The organism is Blautia sp. An46 (genome assembly GCF_002161645.1).
Taxonomy (GTDB): Bacteria; Bacillota; Clostridia; order Lachnospirales; family Lachnospiraceae; genus Blautia; species Blautia ornithocaccae.
In genome coordinates, this window is record NZ_NFIF01000004.1 from 57,156 (window position 1) to 72,615 (window position 15,460).

Sequence of the window (15,460 nt, forward strand, 5' to 3'; positions counted from 1 at the left end):
TTAGAAAAACAAAATGCTTACTAAAGCATTTGGAAACTTTTGTAAAGAAAGAATAAATTCTAAGAGGGCTGCGTATACAAGCCATGATGTGTTGTGTATAATGAGGAAAAATTACGAAGAAAGGAAATTACTGAAACTACTATGAACAAAAGAAGAACTTCTGAAAGTCCCAGAAACTCCAGATCTACCAGGGCTTCCCAGCAGGTCAGAAAATCAAGAACACAGTATAGTTCAGGAAATCCTGGAAGTTTCCGAGATTCCAGAGGCTCTCGCTGCAGCGGTTCATTGCAGAAGCCCATGAACAAAAGACGCCAGGAAAAATTAAGACGGCAGAGAAGAAAACGCAACTTGTGTTATGGAATTTTGGCGGCGATAACGCTCCTTGTGTTTTCGTTGACAGTTCTTGGGATCAGCAGGCTGCTGCCGGATAGAGTCCGTGACGGGGCGGAACAGGTCAGTGAAGATTCAGGAACACAGGTGACGACAACTTTAAGCCAGCCGGAGATGAACGCCTCCGGCACGAAGGATTTTTTCAAAGAAATCACGTTAAGAGGCTGGCAGTCGGATTCCCAAGGCATTAGGTACATTGCTGCAGACGGAACTTCTTATGGGAAGGGCTGGCATGATATTGACGGAAGTCAATATTACTTTGATGAAAATGGTTATGTAAAGACAGGCTGGCATGTTATTGATGGAAAAGATTGCTATTTCGATGAAAGCGGAAAATACGACAGTGAGAAAGTAAGGCCCATGATTGCGCTGACTTTTGACGACGGACCGGGGAAGTATACGGAAGAATTATTGGAATGTCTGGAAGAGAACAATGCTAAAGCCACGTTTTTCATGCTGGGCCAGAATGCAGAACGATATCCGAATACGGTCAAACATATGGAGAAACTGGGAATGGAACTGGCAAATCATACTTATGACCATCCGATTCTCACCAACCTTTCCAGTACCCAGATCTCAAATGAGATTGAGAAGACAAGTAGAATTATTGAGAGGATAGCGGGAAAGGCGCCTGCAAGCATGAGACCTCCGGGAGGCGCTTTTAATCATACAGTAAGGTCAGTCTCCGGCCTTCCTATTATCATGTGGAGCATTGATACGAAAGACTGGAAAACTAAGAGTGAGGATATGACCTATCGATGCGTTATGGATAATGCCAGGGATGGTTCCGTGGTATTGATGCATGACATTCACCAATGGTCTGCAAAAGCAGCCATCCGCATGATACCAGAGCTGGTGGCAAAGGGATTCAAGCTGGTGACCGTAGAGGAACTTGCCAGGGCAAAGGGAATTACTCTGGAGAATGGAAAAGCATATTACTATTTCGGCGAGGGAACACAGCAGGTAGAATAAAAAATTTTATATGGGTGACAAGAGCAGAAGTTCCAAACAGCATTATGGAATGGGATTGTATATTGCAAATACTATTGTGATACAGCATAAGGGAACACTGACCCTGGGAAATTCCAGGAAAACCGGGGGAGCAGAGGTGGTAATAGAGATACCGCTGTGAGAGGTCTCTGTCGCTGAAAAGCAAATATGCCGGGAAAGGAGAGACCTGTGCTGCTTACCACAGAGGAAATCTTCCTTACCAGCGGGATAACCTTATATAATTACAAAAAGATTAAAGGGGCAAGTTATATGTCAGGAACCTTTATACATTTTATGCGAATTTGCCGAGCATAGCTTTGAGACCATAGGCTCAAAGCAGCACAGACTGAGGAGTAAAATGTATAAAGGTTCCTGGTTTTGATTAATGCGTCAGCTTCTTTTATGAAAAAGCAACGAATGTTGTAATGCATAACAGAAGGAATAAGCCGCCCAGAAGCAGCAGTGTGCTGATACCCATCAGGTACAGGAAGACCAGGGTAACGCCTGTGCCCAGGAGCATAAGGATGCCATAGGCTTTCCGGCTGGTATTGTCTTTTCTGTCCAGGACAAAAAGGACCAGCCCCACCACAGCAAGGGCTGTGAGACCGCCTAAAAGAAGTCCGGCCAGCAGACTTCCGTGTCCCGTGAATCTTGTCAGAAATGCAGTGATAAGGGCCACAGGGACTGGGATCCAAGTGATAAGATGATCATCTCTCTGGTTTTTCTTTTCTATTGCAGCAACATGGATTACCATGTCTTTGATATTTTCTTCTGAAAAATCTTCCATTCTTTTTTCCCTCTTTTCGGAATTCATAAGTTCTAAAACCGTAATATCCAAAGCTTCAGCCAGTGGGACAAGAAGGCTGATATCCGGAAAGCCTTTGCCCCTTTCCCAGCGGCTTACGGCTTTATCCGTAACCTTTAATTCCTGAGCCAGCTCCAGCTGAGTCATATTTTTTTCTTTGCGGCAGAGAGCCACAAAAGCGCCGAATTTTTCCGGGTCCATTTCGTCACCTCCCGGAATAAGGATACCGCAAAACCGTGATTTTTAAAACCGATGGATCGTTTACCTGGGGTTTTTTCGTGTCTAATTCAGAAAAAAATGCTGTATTCCACTTATTATCGACCAACCGCTGGTGAAAATTCTTCCGGGTGTACGCAGGTGCGGCAAATCTACAATTTTTGAAATGCCTGTGGAGGAACTTAGGAACCGGGGAATTCCAGATGACCACATTATCCAGAATCGGTATACAGAAATGGACCAGCCGGCAGGACCTTTTTGACCGTGTTGTAAAATATATCATTGAGAATATGGGAAAAACTTTTTCCGCCAGTTCTATTGCCAAGTTTTTGAAAAACGAGCACCGCAACCGGAAAATACTGGACGGCGTATTGGAGAATCTATGGTAATGAGTATAATTACTTTTAGTTTATGCAGCAGTATGCTATAATTTTCAGGAAATCATACGAACTTGAAAAACATCTTTTGGTGACATCATGTTCAATGATTTCCTGACATAACGAGCAAAGTATTGAAATGGATTAAAATACGGTTACCGAGAAAAGCTCGGTAACTGCATTAGATGATAAAAGGCTTTGTGATGGAAGATGGGTGTTTGAAGGAGTTCATTCTATCCGTGTAAGTGGGAAAAATATCAAATTCTCTGCTAAATTGATATGGAGAGAAAGAACAATGGAATTTAAAGTTTTCATGCAGGCGGTATATGCCAGGGATTACCAGTCGGCCAGCACAGAGCATTTAAGAAAAAGATAGACATATTTTTGTAAAACGTAATAGATACAGACAGAGAAAGGAGCAGAAAATGGAATTATTGATCATCAGACACGGAGACCCGGATTATACTATAGATTCTCTTACGGAAAAAGGCTGGAAGGAGGCGGAGTACCTTTCAGAAAAGCTGGTAAAAATGGACATTCAGGATTTTTACGTATCTCCCCTTGGAAGGGCCAGGGATACCGCTTCCTGCACGTTGAAAAAATTAAACAGAGAGGCTGTTGTCTGCCCATGGCTGCGGGAATTTAGCCCCAGGATCAACAGACCGGATGTAACGGAGAAGAAAATGATCTCCTGGGACTGGCTGCCTCAGGACTGGACGAAGAATCCGGAATTTTATGACTATGATAACTGGTGGAAGGCACCGGTATTTCAGGAGGAAGATGTTAAAGCTGAGTATGACTGGGTAACAGAAAATTTTGACAAGCTATTAAAGGAACACGGTTATGTGAGAGAAGAAAATTATTACAGGGTTGAAAGGGCTAATAAGGATAAGCTGGCTTTCTTTTGTCACTTTGGTCTGGGATGCGTACTTTTAAGTCACCTTTTGCATATTTCTCCGATGATCCTGTGGCACCATTTCGTGGCGGCACCCAGTTCTGTAACGTCGGTGATCACTGAGGAAAGACGGGAGGAAATTGCATTATTCCGTATGAGGTCCTATGGGGATGTATCTCATCTCTATGCAAAGGGGGAAGAACCGGCTTTTGCCGCCCGGTTCTGCGAAACTTTCGATGATCCTTTCCAGCGCCATGACTGAAAGGAAAGATAAGGATATGACAGACAGCATGGAAAAACTTGCCGGAGTTACTCCGGACATGGAGGAAGGATTTCAAAAGCTGAAAGAAATCTTTGATAAAGAGGTATTTGAGCTTTATATCCGCCAGGGGCAGGGGTATGTCCCCTATATGATGAACGATGCTCTGGAATGTTATCTGGTCCTTACAGACTGCAGATGTACCGGAGGATATCTCACCGGATATGAGTCATGTACTGTGGGATATCTTTCTTTTAAGGAAGAGGAGAAAGTTCTGGTGGTACATCAGGGAGAAGAAAATATTTTTACCCTCTGGTTTCGGGAAATCCAGGTAAAACTGGAAGGATACCAATACCATCAGATCGGACATTTCTGGCTGAAGGAAAAGGGTCAGGAGCAGTGGCGGCAGCTGGTCTATATGCTGGGAACAGTCTATGATAAATATGAGTATTTTGGGGAAGCCATGTGTACCTCAAGGGAACAGGAACTGATGCGGCTTATGGAATTCCGGCCTTTCCGGTATTGGAGTCCTATAAAAGAATCTCTGGATCCTTATTATCCAGATACTGTCCAGGGAGCAGCAGAGATGAGGAGAATCGCCGGTCTGGCGGGAGACAAAGCTATGGCATTTCTGGCAGGAATCTATGAGAAAGTGCCCCTGATTTTCCTGGAAAAGGTGATTATCTACAGAATGGAAAGTCCCTGCAGCCAGAAGCTTTATGAAAAGATCAGAGAGCTGGTCTGCCAAGAATCCATCCAGTACAAAAAGCGGGATTATGGAAAAGAAATGAATGAACGGATAGAAAAGGAACGGCTCCATGTGGAAGAAGAGCTGTACCGCCGGGGATTTCGGGGAAAATACCCCAGATTTTCCAAGGAAGGCATGGAGATCCTGGCAGTGGAGGAACATCCCTTTACAGTAGGATTTATGGAGTGGGAGAAATTTGATTTCAGGATCCAGCTTATGGTCAGTGAAGACTTTTCAGGAAAGAAAAAGAGCCTGGGACTGAATGGAGGATTCTTCAAAGGTAAAGGGAGACAAGGACGGATAGAGAGCGTGGATCGCTGAGCGCCTTTGCATGAGTAATCTACCTGTGAAAAAGAGGAAACAGGAATGGAAAGGTAGAAATTCTGACTGCTGCGGCCTGAGATGGGAGAAATAGAATTTGAGGGGTAGGAAATGCAGGGGCAGTACCGCCCGGAATGGGAGAAGTGGGATTTTAGTGGTAGAAAATGTCGAGCTGGTACCGCCTGGGAGGGGAGAAGTGGAAACTGAGGGGTAGAAAGAGCCGGGATACTACCGCCCGGAATGGGAGAAGTGGGATCTGAGGGGTAGAAAGAGCCGGGATACTACCGCCGGGCATGGAAAAGTGGAATCCGGGAGGCAGAAAGCGCCCCACACTGCTGCTTGAAACGAGAAAACATGATTTATTCCCAGAGAAGATCATTCCCCCCATTTACAGAGGAGATAAAGTATTTGTATGGAAGTATTCTGGATTATAATTTTGGTATTGATAATATATGTTCCAGTGATTACACTAATTTCATTTGTACGGGCGCTTTTTTGCCTAAGAAAGGGAAAAACATATGCCAAAGAAAAACTCAAGGATACTTTCCTGCATTTTTTCTTTGAACTGTTGAATCCTTTTAATTGGTTCCTGTAAAATATATAGGAATCCTAATTTGCAAAGGAGGACTTACTATGAAAAAGATAGGATTAGGCATTGCGATATTACTCTTTGCTATCGTAATTTCTCTTTCTTCATCAGGAATGGGATTGCTTACTATGGGAATAGGCGTTGTGGGATTGATTTTTTCATTCATTGGCTTTATAGAACATGAGTAAAGCAACTTCCAGTTTTTACAGCAAAATGACAGGATTAAAAAATACAGAGAGCCTCAGGGTGAGAGTAACCTTGCCGGGGGCTCTTTTTCTGTCTGAAAAACTTTTCTGGAAAAAGTGAGATTTTTTCCTGGCCTTTCGGGTATTATAGGTGAAAGGCTTTTCACAATAGGAAAAGAACAGGGCGCCTGCGAGGTATGAAACAGTGGAAGAAATCAGATATATTGAAATTGTGGCTCAGTATCAGGATATGGTTTACCGGATTGCTCTCCATGACTGCAGAAACACCCATGACGCAGAGGACGTTATGCAGACAGTTTTTATGAGGCTTTATCAGAAAAATCCGGAATTTGACAGCCAAGAGCATCTGAAGCACTGGTTGGTCCATGTTACGGTGAATGAATGTAAAAGGCTGATCGCCTCTCCATGGAAAAAGCGAATGGATTTTTGTCAGGAGGAAGAGGAAAAGGAACAAGGACAGGCTGGGGCAGAGGGATATGAAAGAATAAGGGAAAAAGAACTTCTAGAGCAGATTTTCCGGTTGCCCAGAAAATACCGGGTTCCCATCTATCTGTATTATTATGAAGAGTATTCAGTAGCAGACATTGGGGATATGTTAGGAAAAAGTCCTTCCACCATTCAGACCTGGCTTTCCAGAGCACGTAAAAAATTGAAAAAACTGCTGGAGGAGGTTAAATATTATGAATGAAGAGTTTCCAAAAAAAATTTATCAAAAGGCCTGCGGCCATCTGACACCTTCCAGTGGAGCTGTGAAGGAGGTTTATAAAATGACAAAGCCGAAAAAATATCCAAGATTGAAAAGAAAAGCATTTGCAGGTGCAGCTGCTTCTCTGGCACTGACGTGTTCTCTGTCTGTGGGAGTTCTGGCGGCTTCTGATACAGATGTCAGGCAACTGGCAGGGGAGGCGGCCCAGCAGATTGCTATGGTGTTTAAGAATCTGACGGTAGACAAAGAGGCTTCCACTCCCTATGAGACGGTGCTTCACGCCGAGGACGGTACCCAGATCACTGTGGTCCATGAATATGGTGAAGATGGAGAATATTATGTGACGCTGGTCTATCATGAAGACAGCAGGCGGCTGGGCCTGAACATAGGTGATACGGAGATTGATATTACAGATCAGCTCAGGGAAAACGGAATTTATACCCAGGACTATACTTTTGAGGGGCAAGAGAGAAGACTAACCGTCACCGGAACTCCGGAAGAGCCTCAGTTGGAAACAGAGATATTGGTTAAGTAATAAAGGGGGATTCTTTGGGGAATACTGTTTTTACAGGCGGCATCAGGCTATACACAGGGCTGTCATGACCTGGCCGATGCTGTAAAAAGAGAAAACAGGAAAGAAGGGATTATGATGGACGCACAGACCAGAGGACTTCTGCGGGAGTGCAGCCTGGGCTGTAAAATGGCAATCAACAGTTTTGATCAGATGAGGGATTATGTAAAGAACGAAGAGCTGAAAGAACTTATGGATACCTATGACAAGAAACATAAGGCATATGAAGAGAAAGCTGCCAAGATGCTTCTGGAAGAGGGCAGTCAGGAGAAAGAACCGGGAATGATGGCTTCGGCTTTTTCAAAATTGACTACAGAGATGAAACTGATGATGAAAGATGATAGCAGCCAGGTGGCAAAACTGGTCATGGACGGCTGCAATATGGGAATCCAGACTCTGGGAGGCTATATCAATGAATACAAAAATGCCTCGGGACAGAGCATGAACCTGGCAAAGGATATTGTGCGTACAGAGGAATCTTTAATGAAGGATATGCAGAAGTTTCTGTGATCAGTGCAGGGCGCTATTTCTAGCGCCCTGTAAACATTTCCATATCTTGTATAAGGTTTTTCAGATTGGTTTTCAAAACTTTGACGATTTCCAGAATAATATATTTTTCCTGAGGAGAACAGTCTTCTAAAAGTTCTTGTATCTCCTTGTCCAAAATTACAGAAGAAGCGGATACATTTCCGCATACCAGTTCGTCTATAGATATTTGAAGCGCATTGGCAATGGAAAGGATACATTGCAGACTAGGCTTTGTCTGGGCATTTTCCACTTTGCTGATATGCTGAGGGGAATAATGGCTGGCTTCCCCCAGGTTTTCCTGAGTCATTTCCGCAGCCTCTCGATATTTTTTGATTCGTTTGCCAATCTTTTCATAATCCATCTTTTGCACCCCTGGGAGTTTTTTATATTATATGCATAAATTCTTCTTATGGTGAATGTACTATAAGGAGAGATTCTCTATATAGTTTAAAAAAGGGATAAAAATAGAATTTCAGCTTTTCTATTCTTTAAGGGATTTTTCTGCTACAATAGGATTTGTACATGATGCGTTTGGAGATATCTAAGGAGGATTATGAATAAATTTGAAATACTAAAACAGATTTTTGGATATGATACTTTCCGGGAAGGGCAGGAAACTTTGGTAGACAGTACCCTTTCCGGACGGGATGTGCTGGGGATCATGCCTACGGGAGCAGGCAAGTCCCTTTGCTTTCAGGTGCCGGCTCTTCTTTTTCCGGGCATTACTGTTGTGGTCTCGCCCCTGATTTCCCTGATGAAGGACCAGGTGTCTGCCCTGAATGCGGCAGGAGTCCATGCAGCTTACATAAACAGCTCCCTTACAGAAGGACAGTACAGGAAAGCTATGGAGCTGGCCAGACAGGGCAGATATAAGATTATCTATGTGGCCCCGGAGCGGCTGATGACAGAGTCTTTTCTTTCTCTGATCCAGGCAGTGGAGATTTCTATGGTGGCAGTAGACGAGGCTCACTGTATTTCCCAGTGGGGTCAGGATTTTCGCCCAAGCTATTTAAAAATTGTGGATTTTATCAGCCAGCTTCCCCGTCGCCCGGTAATCGGGGCTTACACAGCCACGGCTACGAAAGCAGTAAGAGAAGATATTCTCTGTATCCTGGGCCTCCAAAATCCCAAGGTTATGGTTACGGGCTATGACAGGAAGAACCTGTATTTTGCGGTGGAAAAGCCTAAAGATAAAATGAATGCCCTGCTGGAATATCTGAGGAAAAATCCGGAGAAAAGCGGCATTATCTACTGTAATACCAGGAAGACAGTGGAAGAAGTACAGGAAGCCCTTCTTGGGGCAGGTTACTCGGCAGTACGTTATCACGCAGGGCTTTCTGACAGGGAAAAGAAGGAAAACCAGGAGGAGTTTATCTATGACAGAAAGCCCATCATGGTGGCTACCAATGCCTTTGGCATGGGAATTGACAAATCAAATGTGCGGTTTGTGATCCATTATAATATGCCTAAGGATATTGAGAGCTATTACCAGGAAGCAGGCAGGGCCGGACGGGATGGAGAGCCTGGAGAATGTATTCTTTACTATAAAGCTCAGGACGTAAAGATGAATGAATTTCTGATCCAGCAGCAGGGAAATGAAGAACTGGATTTTGAAGAACAGGCTCTTATCCGGGAGCGAAATATGGAGAGGCTGCGGAAAATGACTTTTTACTGCTTCACCAATGAATGTCTCAGAGAATACATCCTCCGATACTTCGGAGAATACGGAGGCAATTACTGTGGAAATTGTAAGAACTGCCTTACGGAATTTGAAGATCTGGATGTGACGGAAGAGACAAGAAGTATCCTGGGGCTTGTAAAATCTACAGGAGAGCGGTATGGGATCGTGGCCGTCTGCGATGGAGTACGCGGGGCCAGGACAGAAAAAGTCCGGCAGTTTGGACTGGAGGAAAATCCGCATTACGGGGAACTGAATAAAACAACTAACGCCCGTATCCGCCAGATCATCAATGATCTGCTGGTGAAAGATTATCTGGTTCTTACTTCAGGAGATTATCCAGTGCTGAAATTGGGAGAAAAGGGAAGGGATTTCCTGAAAGGGGAGAAGCCGGAAACAGTAGTCTTGAAACTTCCCAGGCAGCAGGAAAAAGAAGAGAGCAGACCGAAAAAACAGAAGGCAAAGAGAAACGAAGAAACCAAATATCCTCAGCTCTTTGAAATGCTGCGGCAAAAACGGTATCAGATGGCCCAGGAGGCTCATATACCGCCTTATATTATTTTCTCCGATAAGACTCTTCGGGAAATGAGCTCCTATCTTCCCGTAACAAGAGAAGAGATGTTAGAGATCAATGGCGTGGGAAATAATAAATACCAGAAGTATGGCAAAGTATTTTCTGATATTATTAAAGAATTTATAGAAGAAAACCATATTGAAAAAGAGTAGCGGATATAGAAGTTTATTCCCGCGAGGTTTTTGACTACAAGGAACAGGAGATAAAAATGGAAAAGGAATATCTGATTCGGGAGAAGCCTTTAAAAGCTTTGTTATTTTTTGCTTTTCCTATGATCATAGGAAATTTGTTTCAGCAGTTTTACACCATGGTGGACTCTGTTGTGGTGGGAAGGTTTGTGGGGGAGAATGCCCTGGCGGCAGTGGGAGCCTCTTACTCTCTGACTAATGTGTTTATATCCATTGCCATTGGCGGCGGAATGGGGGCTTCGGTGCTGACCAGCCGGTATTTCGGCGGCAGAAACTATAAAAGAATGAAGACTTCTGTGAGCACGGCACTGCTTTCTTTTCTGGCGGTGAGCATTGTGCTGGGAGGAGCGGGACTTCTCTTGGGAAAAGAGATCATGGAACTTCTGAACACGCCGGAGAATATTATGGAGGATGCCACGGAATATCTGAATATTTATTTTATTGGGCTGCCTTTCCTGTTTATGTATAATGTGCTGGCATCTATGTTCAACGCTTTGGGAAAATCCAGGATTCCGCTGTATCTGCTTATTTTTTCCTCGGTGTTTAATGTAGTGCTGGATGTGATCATGGTGTGCAGCTTTCACATGGGGGTGGCAGGTGTGGCCTGGGCAACTCTGATCGCTCAGGGAATCTCTGCGGTTATGGCTTTTTTGATTTTTGCAGGGGAAATGAAAAGCTATGAAGGGGGAGAGCAAAGCCAATGGTTTGACAAAAGGGAATTGGGAGAAATGTGCAGGATTGCCCTTCCCTCCATCCTCCAGCAGTCTACAGTCTCTATCGGCATGATGCTGGTCCAGTCTGTGGTGAATAGTTTTGGGGCCCAGATGCTGGCAGGATACTCTGCGGGAATGCGGATTGAAAGCATCTGTATCGTACCCATGGCCGCCATGGGAAATGTGATGTCTTCCTATACTGCCCAGAACCTGGGGGCAGGGAAACAGGAACGGGCAGTGAAAGGGTATCATACGGCTTATGGGATTGTTTTTGGATTTGGAATCCTTCTCTGTGTGATCCTGGAACTATTCTACAGACCTCTTATAGCCATGTTTCTGGGAGAAGAGGGAACGGTCCTTGCCATGAACACCGGTATGTCCTATATGCGGTTTATTGGATTTTTCTTCAGCTTTATCGGTCTGAAGATGATTACAGATGGTCTTTTAAGAGGTGCAGGAGATATGAAGGTGTTTACCATTGCCAACATGGTGAATCTCTGCATCCGGGTAGTGGTGGCGGTAACCATGGCCCCCAGATTCGGTATTGCTTTTGTGTGGTATGCGGTTCCTATGGGATGGCTGGCAAATTATCTCATATCTTTTGCCAGGTACCGGACAGGAAAGTGGAAAACAACAGGAAGAGGATAGAAAATAATGGAGCAGAAGATAAAAATACAGCTGGAAAATTTTGAGATTGCTCAGATCCACCGTTCAGGACAGTGTTTCCGCATGGAAGATCTGGGAGAGGAAAGGTTCGGGATTCTGGCGGCAGAAAAGTATCTGGAAATCTGCCAGCATGGACAGGAATGTGAATTTTACTGTTCCCGGGAGGATATGGAAGGATTCTGGAAGGACTATTTTGACTTGCAAACAGACTATGGAAAGTTTATACGGGAGATTGACGAAAAAGATCAGTATCTTGCAAAGGCGGCCCGGCTGGGACAGGGCATCCGTATTCTTCACCAGGACCTGTGGGAGATGATCGTGTCATTTCTTATTTCCCAGCAGAACAATATCCCCCGGATACGCAGGTGCATTGCCAATATCTGCGAAAGATACGGGGAGAGGCGGCAGAACAGTCAGGGGAGAACTTATGATACATTCCCCAGGCCGGAAGCCCTGGCAGAGGCCAGGGAAGAGGATCTGAGGGACTGTAATCTGGGATATCGGAGCCGGTATATAAAGAAAACAGCCAGAATGGTCATGGACGGAGAAATTTCTCTGGAGGCAGTCCGGAATATGAAGTATCCGGAAGCCAGAGAAGAACTGCTGAAACTTTACGGAGTGGGAGAGAAGGTGGCAGACTGTATCTGCCTCTTTGCCCTTCATCAGATGGAGGCTTTTCCTGTAGATACCCATATACGTCAGGCCCTGGAAAAACACTATCCCCAGGGATTTCCTTTTGACAGATACAAAGACTGCAGCGGCGTGATGCAGCAATACATATTTTATTATGAACTTTTTCAGTAGACATAAAAGAGGACCAGAAAAATATTTGGAGGCGAGAGAGATGAAAAATGACAGGTCGATCCACCGACGGGTTTTTCACTATGCACATACAGGAATCGATATATTATATCGTGATCTTCAAATTTCCGGGAAGGGATATGACACTGAGCAGATTGAAAAAAGACGCCGTCAGTATGGCAGTAATCTGTTAGCAGGACGAGCCAGGGACTCTGTTTTATATCGACTGAAGAGAGCCTTTATCAATCCGTTTACAATTATTTTATTTATTTTAGCGGTTATTTCATTTATAACAGATGTGATTCTTGCATCAAATTTCAGCCGGGATCTGACTACAGTTATGATAATCCTGTCTATGCTGCTGGTCAGCGGAATACTGCGCTTTATCCAGGAAATGCGTGCAAAACGTATTGCAGATCATCTGACAAGTCTGCTCCATTCTACTGTGACTGTACGCAGAGATGGAGAATGGAAGGAGATTTCTTCTTCAGAGCTGGTGGTGGGAGATGTAGTCCGTCTTTTTGCCGGAGACCGTATTCCGGCAGATATACGTCTGACATGGACAAAGGATTTGTTTGTCTCACAATCGGTTATTACAGGAGAAAGTGCCATACTGGAAAAAGATGCCGGTATCCTGCCCATGGAAAAATCCAAAACTTATAACCAATACAGCAATATTGGATTCATGGGCTCCTCTGTGACTGGGGGAGCGGCAGAAGGGGTGGTACTGGCAGTAGGACAGGATACGGTTTACGGAGGCTTCTCCGGGGAAGAATCAAATCGAAAAAACAGATTTGACCAGGGCGCTAACTCTATTGCATGGGTACTGATCCGCTTTATGGCAGTATTGGTCCCGGTTGTTTTCGCAGCCTGGGGACTGACAAAAGGAAATTGGTTTTCTGCATTCTTGTTCGGGCTGTCTGCAGCGGTGGGACTGACGCCAGAATTGCTGCCTATGGTTATTAATGCCTGTCTTGCAAAGGGCTGTGCTGCCATGGGACAAAAACAGACTGTAGTGAAAAACATCAATGCCATGCAGGGATTCGGCAGCATGGATGTACTTTGTGTAGATAAGACAGGTACCTTGACAGGTGACAGGATTTTGCTGGAATACTATATGGATATTCTGGGAAATGAAAGTGAAATGGTGCTGGACTATGGTTACCTGAACAGTCTGTATCATACTGGAGTGGCCAACCATCTGGATACCGCCGTCCTCAGATGCCGGGAGATGCCAGAGCATGAAACTCATTTTGCTGAACTTGCCCGACAGTATCTGAAACTGGATGAGCAGCCATTTGATTATGATAGAAAGTTTGCCAGTGTCCTTGTAAAGCACAAAGGTCAGAACCTGCTGATCGTCAAAGGGAGTATAGATGATGTATGCAGACGCTGCCGTTATATTGAGTACAGGGGAAAACGAAGCCTGATGGAAACGGACGGTTTTTCCAGTATCCATGCCATTGTGGATGAAATGCTGGAGGACGGCATGAAGGTTCTGGCAGTGGCTTATAAGAAAACAGATAGAGAAGAAATGGATGCAGGAGATGAACAGGAACTGACTCTTTTGGGGTATCTGGCATTTTTTGACGCGCCTAAAAAAACAGCCACTGACGCAATCCAAAAGCTGAAAAACCTTCATGTGGAAATCAAAGTACTGACGGGAGACCAGAAGGATGTTACGGCGTCTGTCTGCCGGCGTCTGGGAATCCAGGAGGGACAGATCCTGACTGGCAGGGAAATGGATACCCTGTCAGAAGACGAAAAGATGATCCGCATTGAAAATACAGCGGTTTTTGCAGAACTGTCTCCGAAACAAAAGGTCACAATCCTCCAAGTCTTGCAGGAAAACGGACATACCATCGGATTTTTGGGAGATGGAATGAATGACCTGCCTGCGATAGTGGAATCAGATGTGGGAATTTCTGTAGATACGGCGGCAGAAGCTGTTAAAGAGAGTGCAGATGTAATTTTATTGAAGAAGGATCTGAATGTATTGGAGGAGGGGATTTTGGAAGGACGAAAGGCCTTTTCCAATATGTCCAAATATATCAGGATTACGGCCTCTTCCAACTTTGGCAATATTTTATCCATTGTAGCTGCAGGCATATTGCTGCCCTTTTTTCCAATGACTTCTGTGCAGCTTCTGCTCCTGAATCTTCTTTACGATACCCTTTGTCTTGTCCTTCCCTGGGATCATGTGGACCAGGATGCCTGCTCAAAGCCCTTAGAGTGGTCCGGACGGACTTTAGGGCGTTTTATGAGATTTTTTGGCCCTATCAGTACGATCTTTGACCTTCTGACTTTTGTATTCCTGTTTTTCGTCTGCTGTCCTGCAGTATGCGGCGGCAGTTACTGGTCATTATCCGGGACTGCTGAACAGGCCAGATTTATAGCTCTTTTTCAGACCGGATGGTTTTTGGAATCTATGTGGTCTCAGACCCTGATCCTGCATTTGCTGCGGACGAAAAAAATACCTCTGTTCCAAAGTAAGCCCTCCCCTCCCATGATGCTGGTCACTACACTGGGAATCCTGCTTTTTACTGTTTTGACCTTTACCCCTCTGGGAGAGCTGATCGGTCTGACAGCTTTGCCGCTTTTCTATTTTGGCTTTCTGATAGGGGCCGTACTTTTGTATTTACTGCTGGTTACTCTGGCAAAAGGCTGGTATGTAAAAAAATACCATGAACTGTGTTAAGGAAAGGAGGAGTCTCACATGAAAAAGAACATTGGCCTGATCAGTCTGGATTCCTCCCTGCTTAAATGGCTTCATGAAAAACTGCGGATTTCCGCACCAGATATTCAGGGGAAAGAAGAACTGGCAGAAGGGATTGAAGACTTACTGAGCGGAGCCTCCAGCTCCCTTATGCTGGAACTGGGAGATGGAGAAACGCCGCTGCCTGTAAATGATGTCATCCAATGCGGAAATCTGGCCATTTATGCAAGATCTCGAAAGGTAACCCGGGATAACGGGGAAATATCACTGACACCTAAGGAATTTGATATTTTATATTTTCTGGCCCGGAACCGGGGAGAGGTTTTTACAAAAGAGCAGATATATCAGGCAGTATGGGAAAGCAGTTACCTGCTGGATGACAGCAATATTATGGCGTTTATCCGAAAACTCAGGAAAAAGATTGAACCAAATCCAGACGCTCCCGAGTATATTTTGACCATCTGGGGCATAGGATATAAATTCAACGACAGGCTTTAAACTTTAATTCTTAACAAATCGCAAG

The 15,460-nt window shown here is 44.6% G+C and carries 16 protein-coding genes; 14 read left to right on the forward strand and 2 right to left on the reverse strand.

Annotation, left to right across the window (positions count from 1 at the left end):
- Nucleotides 1–141: 141 nt before the first annotated feature.
- Complete coding sequence (locus tag B5G00_RS19485) at nucleotides 142–1,362, forward strand: polysaccharide deacetylase family protein (protein WP_275532361.1); 1,221 nt, start codon at nucleotides 142–144, stop codon at nucleotides 1,360–1,362.
- A gap of 10 nt (nucleotides 1,363–1,372) precedes the next feature.
- Complete coding sequence (locus B5G00_RS19245) at nucleotides 1,373–1,522, forward strand: hypothetical protein (RefSeq protein WP_330396312.1); 150 nt, start codon at nucleotides 1,373–1,375, stop codon at nucleotides 1,520–1,522.
- A 258-nt stretch (nucleotides 1,523–1,780) separates the two neighbouring features.
- On the opposite strand, the gene B5G00_RS04680 is transcribed toward B5G00_RS19245, so the two are convergent.
- Entirely contained in the window at nucleotides 1,781–2,386 is a 606-nt protein-coding gene (locus tag B5G00_RS04680; RefSeq protein ID WP_087269272.1) for a helix-turn-helix domain-containing protein, read from the reverse strand.
- A 218-nt stretch (nucleotides 2,387–2,604) separates the two neighbouring features.
- On the opposite strand from B5G00_RS04680, the gene B5G00_RS18860 reads away from it, so the two are divergent.
- The 7 genes from B5G00_RS18860 to B5G00_RS04715 all read left to right on the forward strand — a co-directional run bounded on the left by B5G00_RS18860 (nucleotide 2,605) and on the right by B5G00_RS04715 (nucleotide 7,583).
- Nucleotides 2,605–2,790 carry a hypothetical protein gene (locus tag B5G00_RS18860; protein ID WP_087269274.1) on the forward strand — a complete coding sequence of 62 codons (186 nt, stop codon included), beginning with the start codon at nucleotides 2,605–2,607 and terminating at the stop codon, nucleotides 2,788–2,790.
- Between the two features lie 413 nt (nucleotides 2,791–3,203).
- Complete coding sequence (locus tag B5G00_RS04690) at nucleotides 3,204–3,935, forward strand: histidine phosphatase family protein (protein WP_087269277.1); 732 nt, start codon at nucleotides 3,204–3,206, stop codon at nucleotides 3,933–3,935.
- A 16-nt stretch (nucleotides 3,936–3,951) separates the two neighbouring features.
- Complete coding sequence (locus tag B5G00_RS04695) at nucleotides 3,952–5,001, forward strand: DUF3878 family protein (protein ID WP_162613482.1); 1,050 nt, start codon at nucleotides 3,952–3,954, stop codon at nucleotides 4,999–5,001.
- Between the two features lie 633 nt (nucleotides 5,002–5,634).
- Nucleotides 5,635–5,778, forward strand: a complete 144-nt coding sequence (locus tag B5G00_RS18980; protein WP_164496685.1) for a hypothetical protein — start codon at nucleotides 5,635–5,637, stop codon at nucleotides 5,776–5,778.
- 202 nt (nucleotides 5,779–5,980) lie between these two features.
- The gene (locus tag B5G00_RS04705) at nucleotides 5,981–6,484 is read left to right on the forward strand and encodes an RNA polymerase sigma factor (protein WP_242971282.1); all 504 of its coding nucleotides are present in this window, start codon (nucleotides 5,981–5,983) and stop codon (nucleotides 6,482–6,484) included.
- Nucleotides 6,477–7,037: a hypothetical protein gene (locus B5G00_RS04710; protein WP_087269284.1), complete on the forward strand. Its 561-nt coding sequence runs from the start codon at nucleotides 6,477–6,479 to the stop codon at nucleotides 7,035–7,037. The genes B5G00_RS04705 and B5G00_RS04710 overlap by 8 nt, the downstream gene beginning before the upstream one ends.
- A 111-nt stretch (nucleotides 7,038–7,148) precedes the next feature.
- Nucleotides 7,149–7,583, forward strand: a complete 435-nt coding sequence (locus B5G00_RS04715; protein ID WP_242971283.1) for a hypothetical protein — start codon at nucleotides 7,149–7,151, stop codon at nucleotides 7,581–7,583.
- A gap of 19 nt (nucleotides 7,584–7,602) precedes the next feature.
- On the opposite strand, the gene B5G00_RS04720 is transcribed toward B5G00_RS04715, so the two are convergent.
- Nucleotides 7,603–7,962: a helix-turn-helix domain-containing protein gene (locus B5G00_RS04720; protein WP_087269287.1), complete on the reverse strand. Its 360-nt coding sequence runs from the start codon at nucleotides 7,960–7,962 to the stop codon at nucleotides 7,603–7,605.
- 192 nt (nucleotides 7,963–8,154) lie between these two features.
- Between B5G00_RS04720 and recQ the strand changes: the two genes are divergently transcribed.
- The 5 genes from recQ to B5G00_RS04745 are packed head-to-tail and all read left to right on the forward strand — an operon-like array spanning nucleotide 8,155 to nucleotide 15,435.
- Nucleotides 8,155–10,005 (forward strand): DNA helicase RecQ, encoded by a 1,851-nt coding sequence (gene recQ / locus B5G00_RS04725; RefSeq protein ID WP_087269290.1) that lies wholly within the window; start codon nucleotides 8,155–8,157, stop codon nucleotides 10,003–10,005.
- 56 nt (nucleotides 10,006–10,061) lie between these two features.
- Nucleotides 10,062–11,402, forward strand: coding sequence for an MATE family efflux transporter (locus B5G00_RS04730; RefSeq protein WP_087269293.1), 1,341 nt, complete (start codon nucleotides 10,062–10,064; stop codon nucleotides 11,400–11,402).
- 6 nt (nucleotides 11,403–11,408) lie between these two features.
- The gene (locus B5G00_RS04735; RefSeq protein ID WP_087269296.1) at nucleotides 11,409–12,224 is read left to right on the forward strand and encodes a DNA-3-methyladenine glycosylase family protein; all 816 of its coding nucleotides are present in this window, start codon (nucleotides 11,409–11,411) and stop codon (nucleotides 12,222–12,224) included.
- A gap of 40 nt (nucleotides 12,225–12,264) precedes the next feature.
- Complete coding sequence (gene mgtA / locus B5G00_RS04740; RefSeq protein WP_087269299.1) at nucleotides 12,265–14,919, forward strand: magnesium-translocating P-type ATPase; 2,655 nt, start codon at nucleotides 12,265–12,267, stop codon at nucleotides 14,917–14,919.
- Between the two features lie 18 nt (nucleotides 14,920–14,937).
- Nucleotides 14,938–15,435 carry a winged helix-turn-helix domain-containing protein gene (locus B5G00_RS04745; RefSeq protein ID WP_087269302.1) on the forward strand — a complete coding sequence of 166 codons (498 nt, stop codon included), beginning with the start codon at nucleotides 14,938–14,940 and terminating at the stop codon, nucleotides 15,433–15,435.
- Nucleotides 15,436–15,460 lie beyond the last annotated feature (25 nt).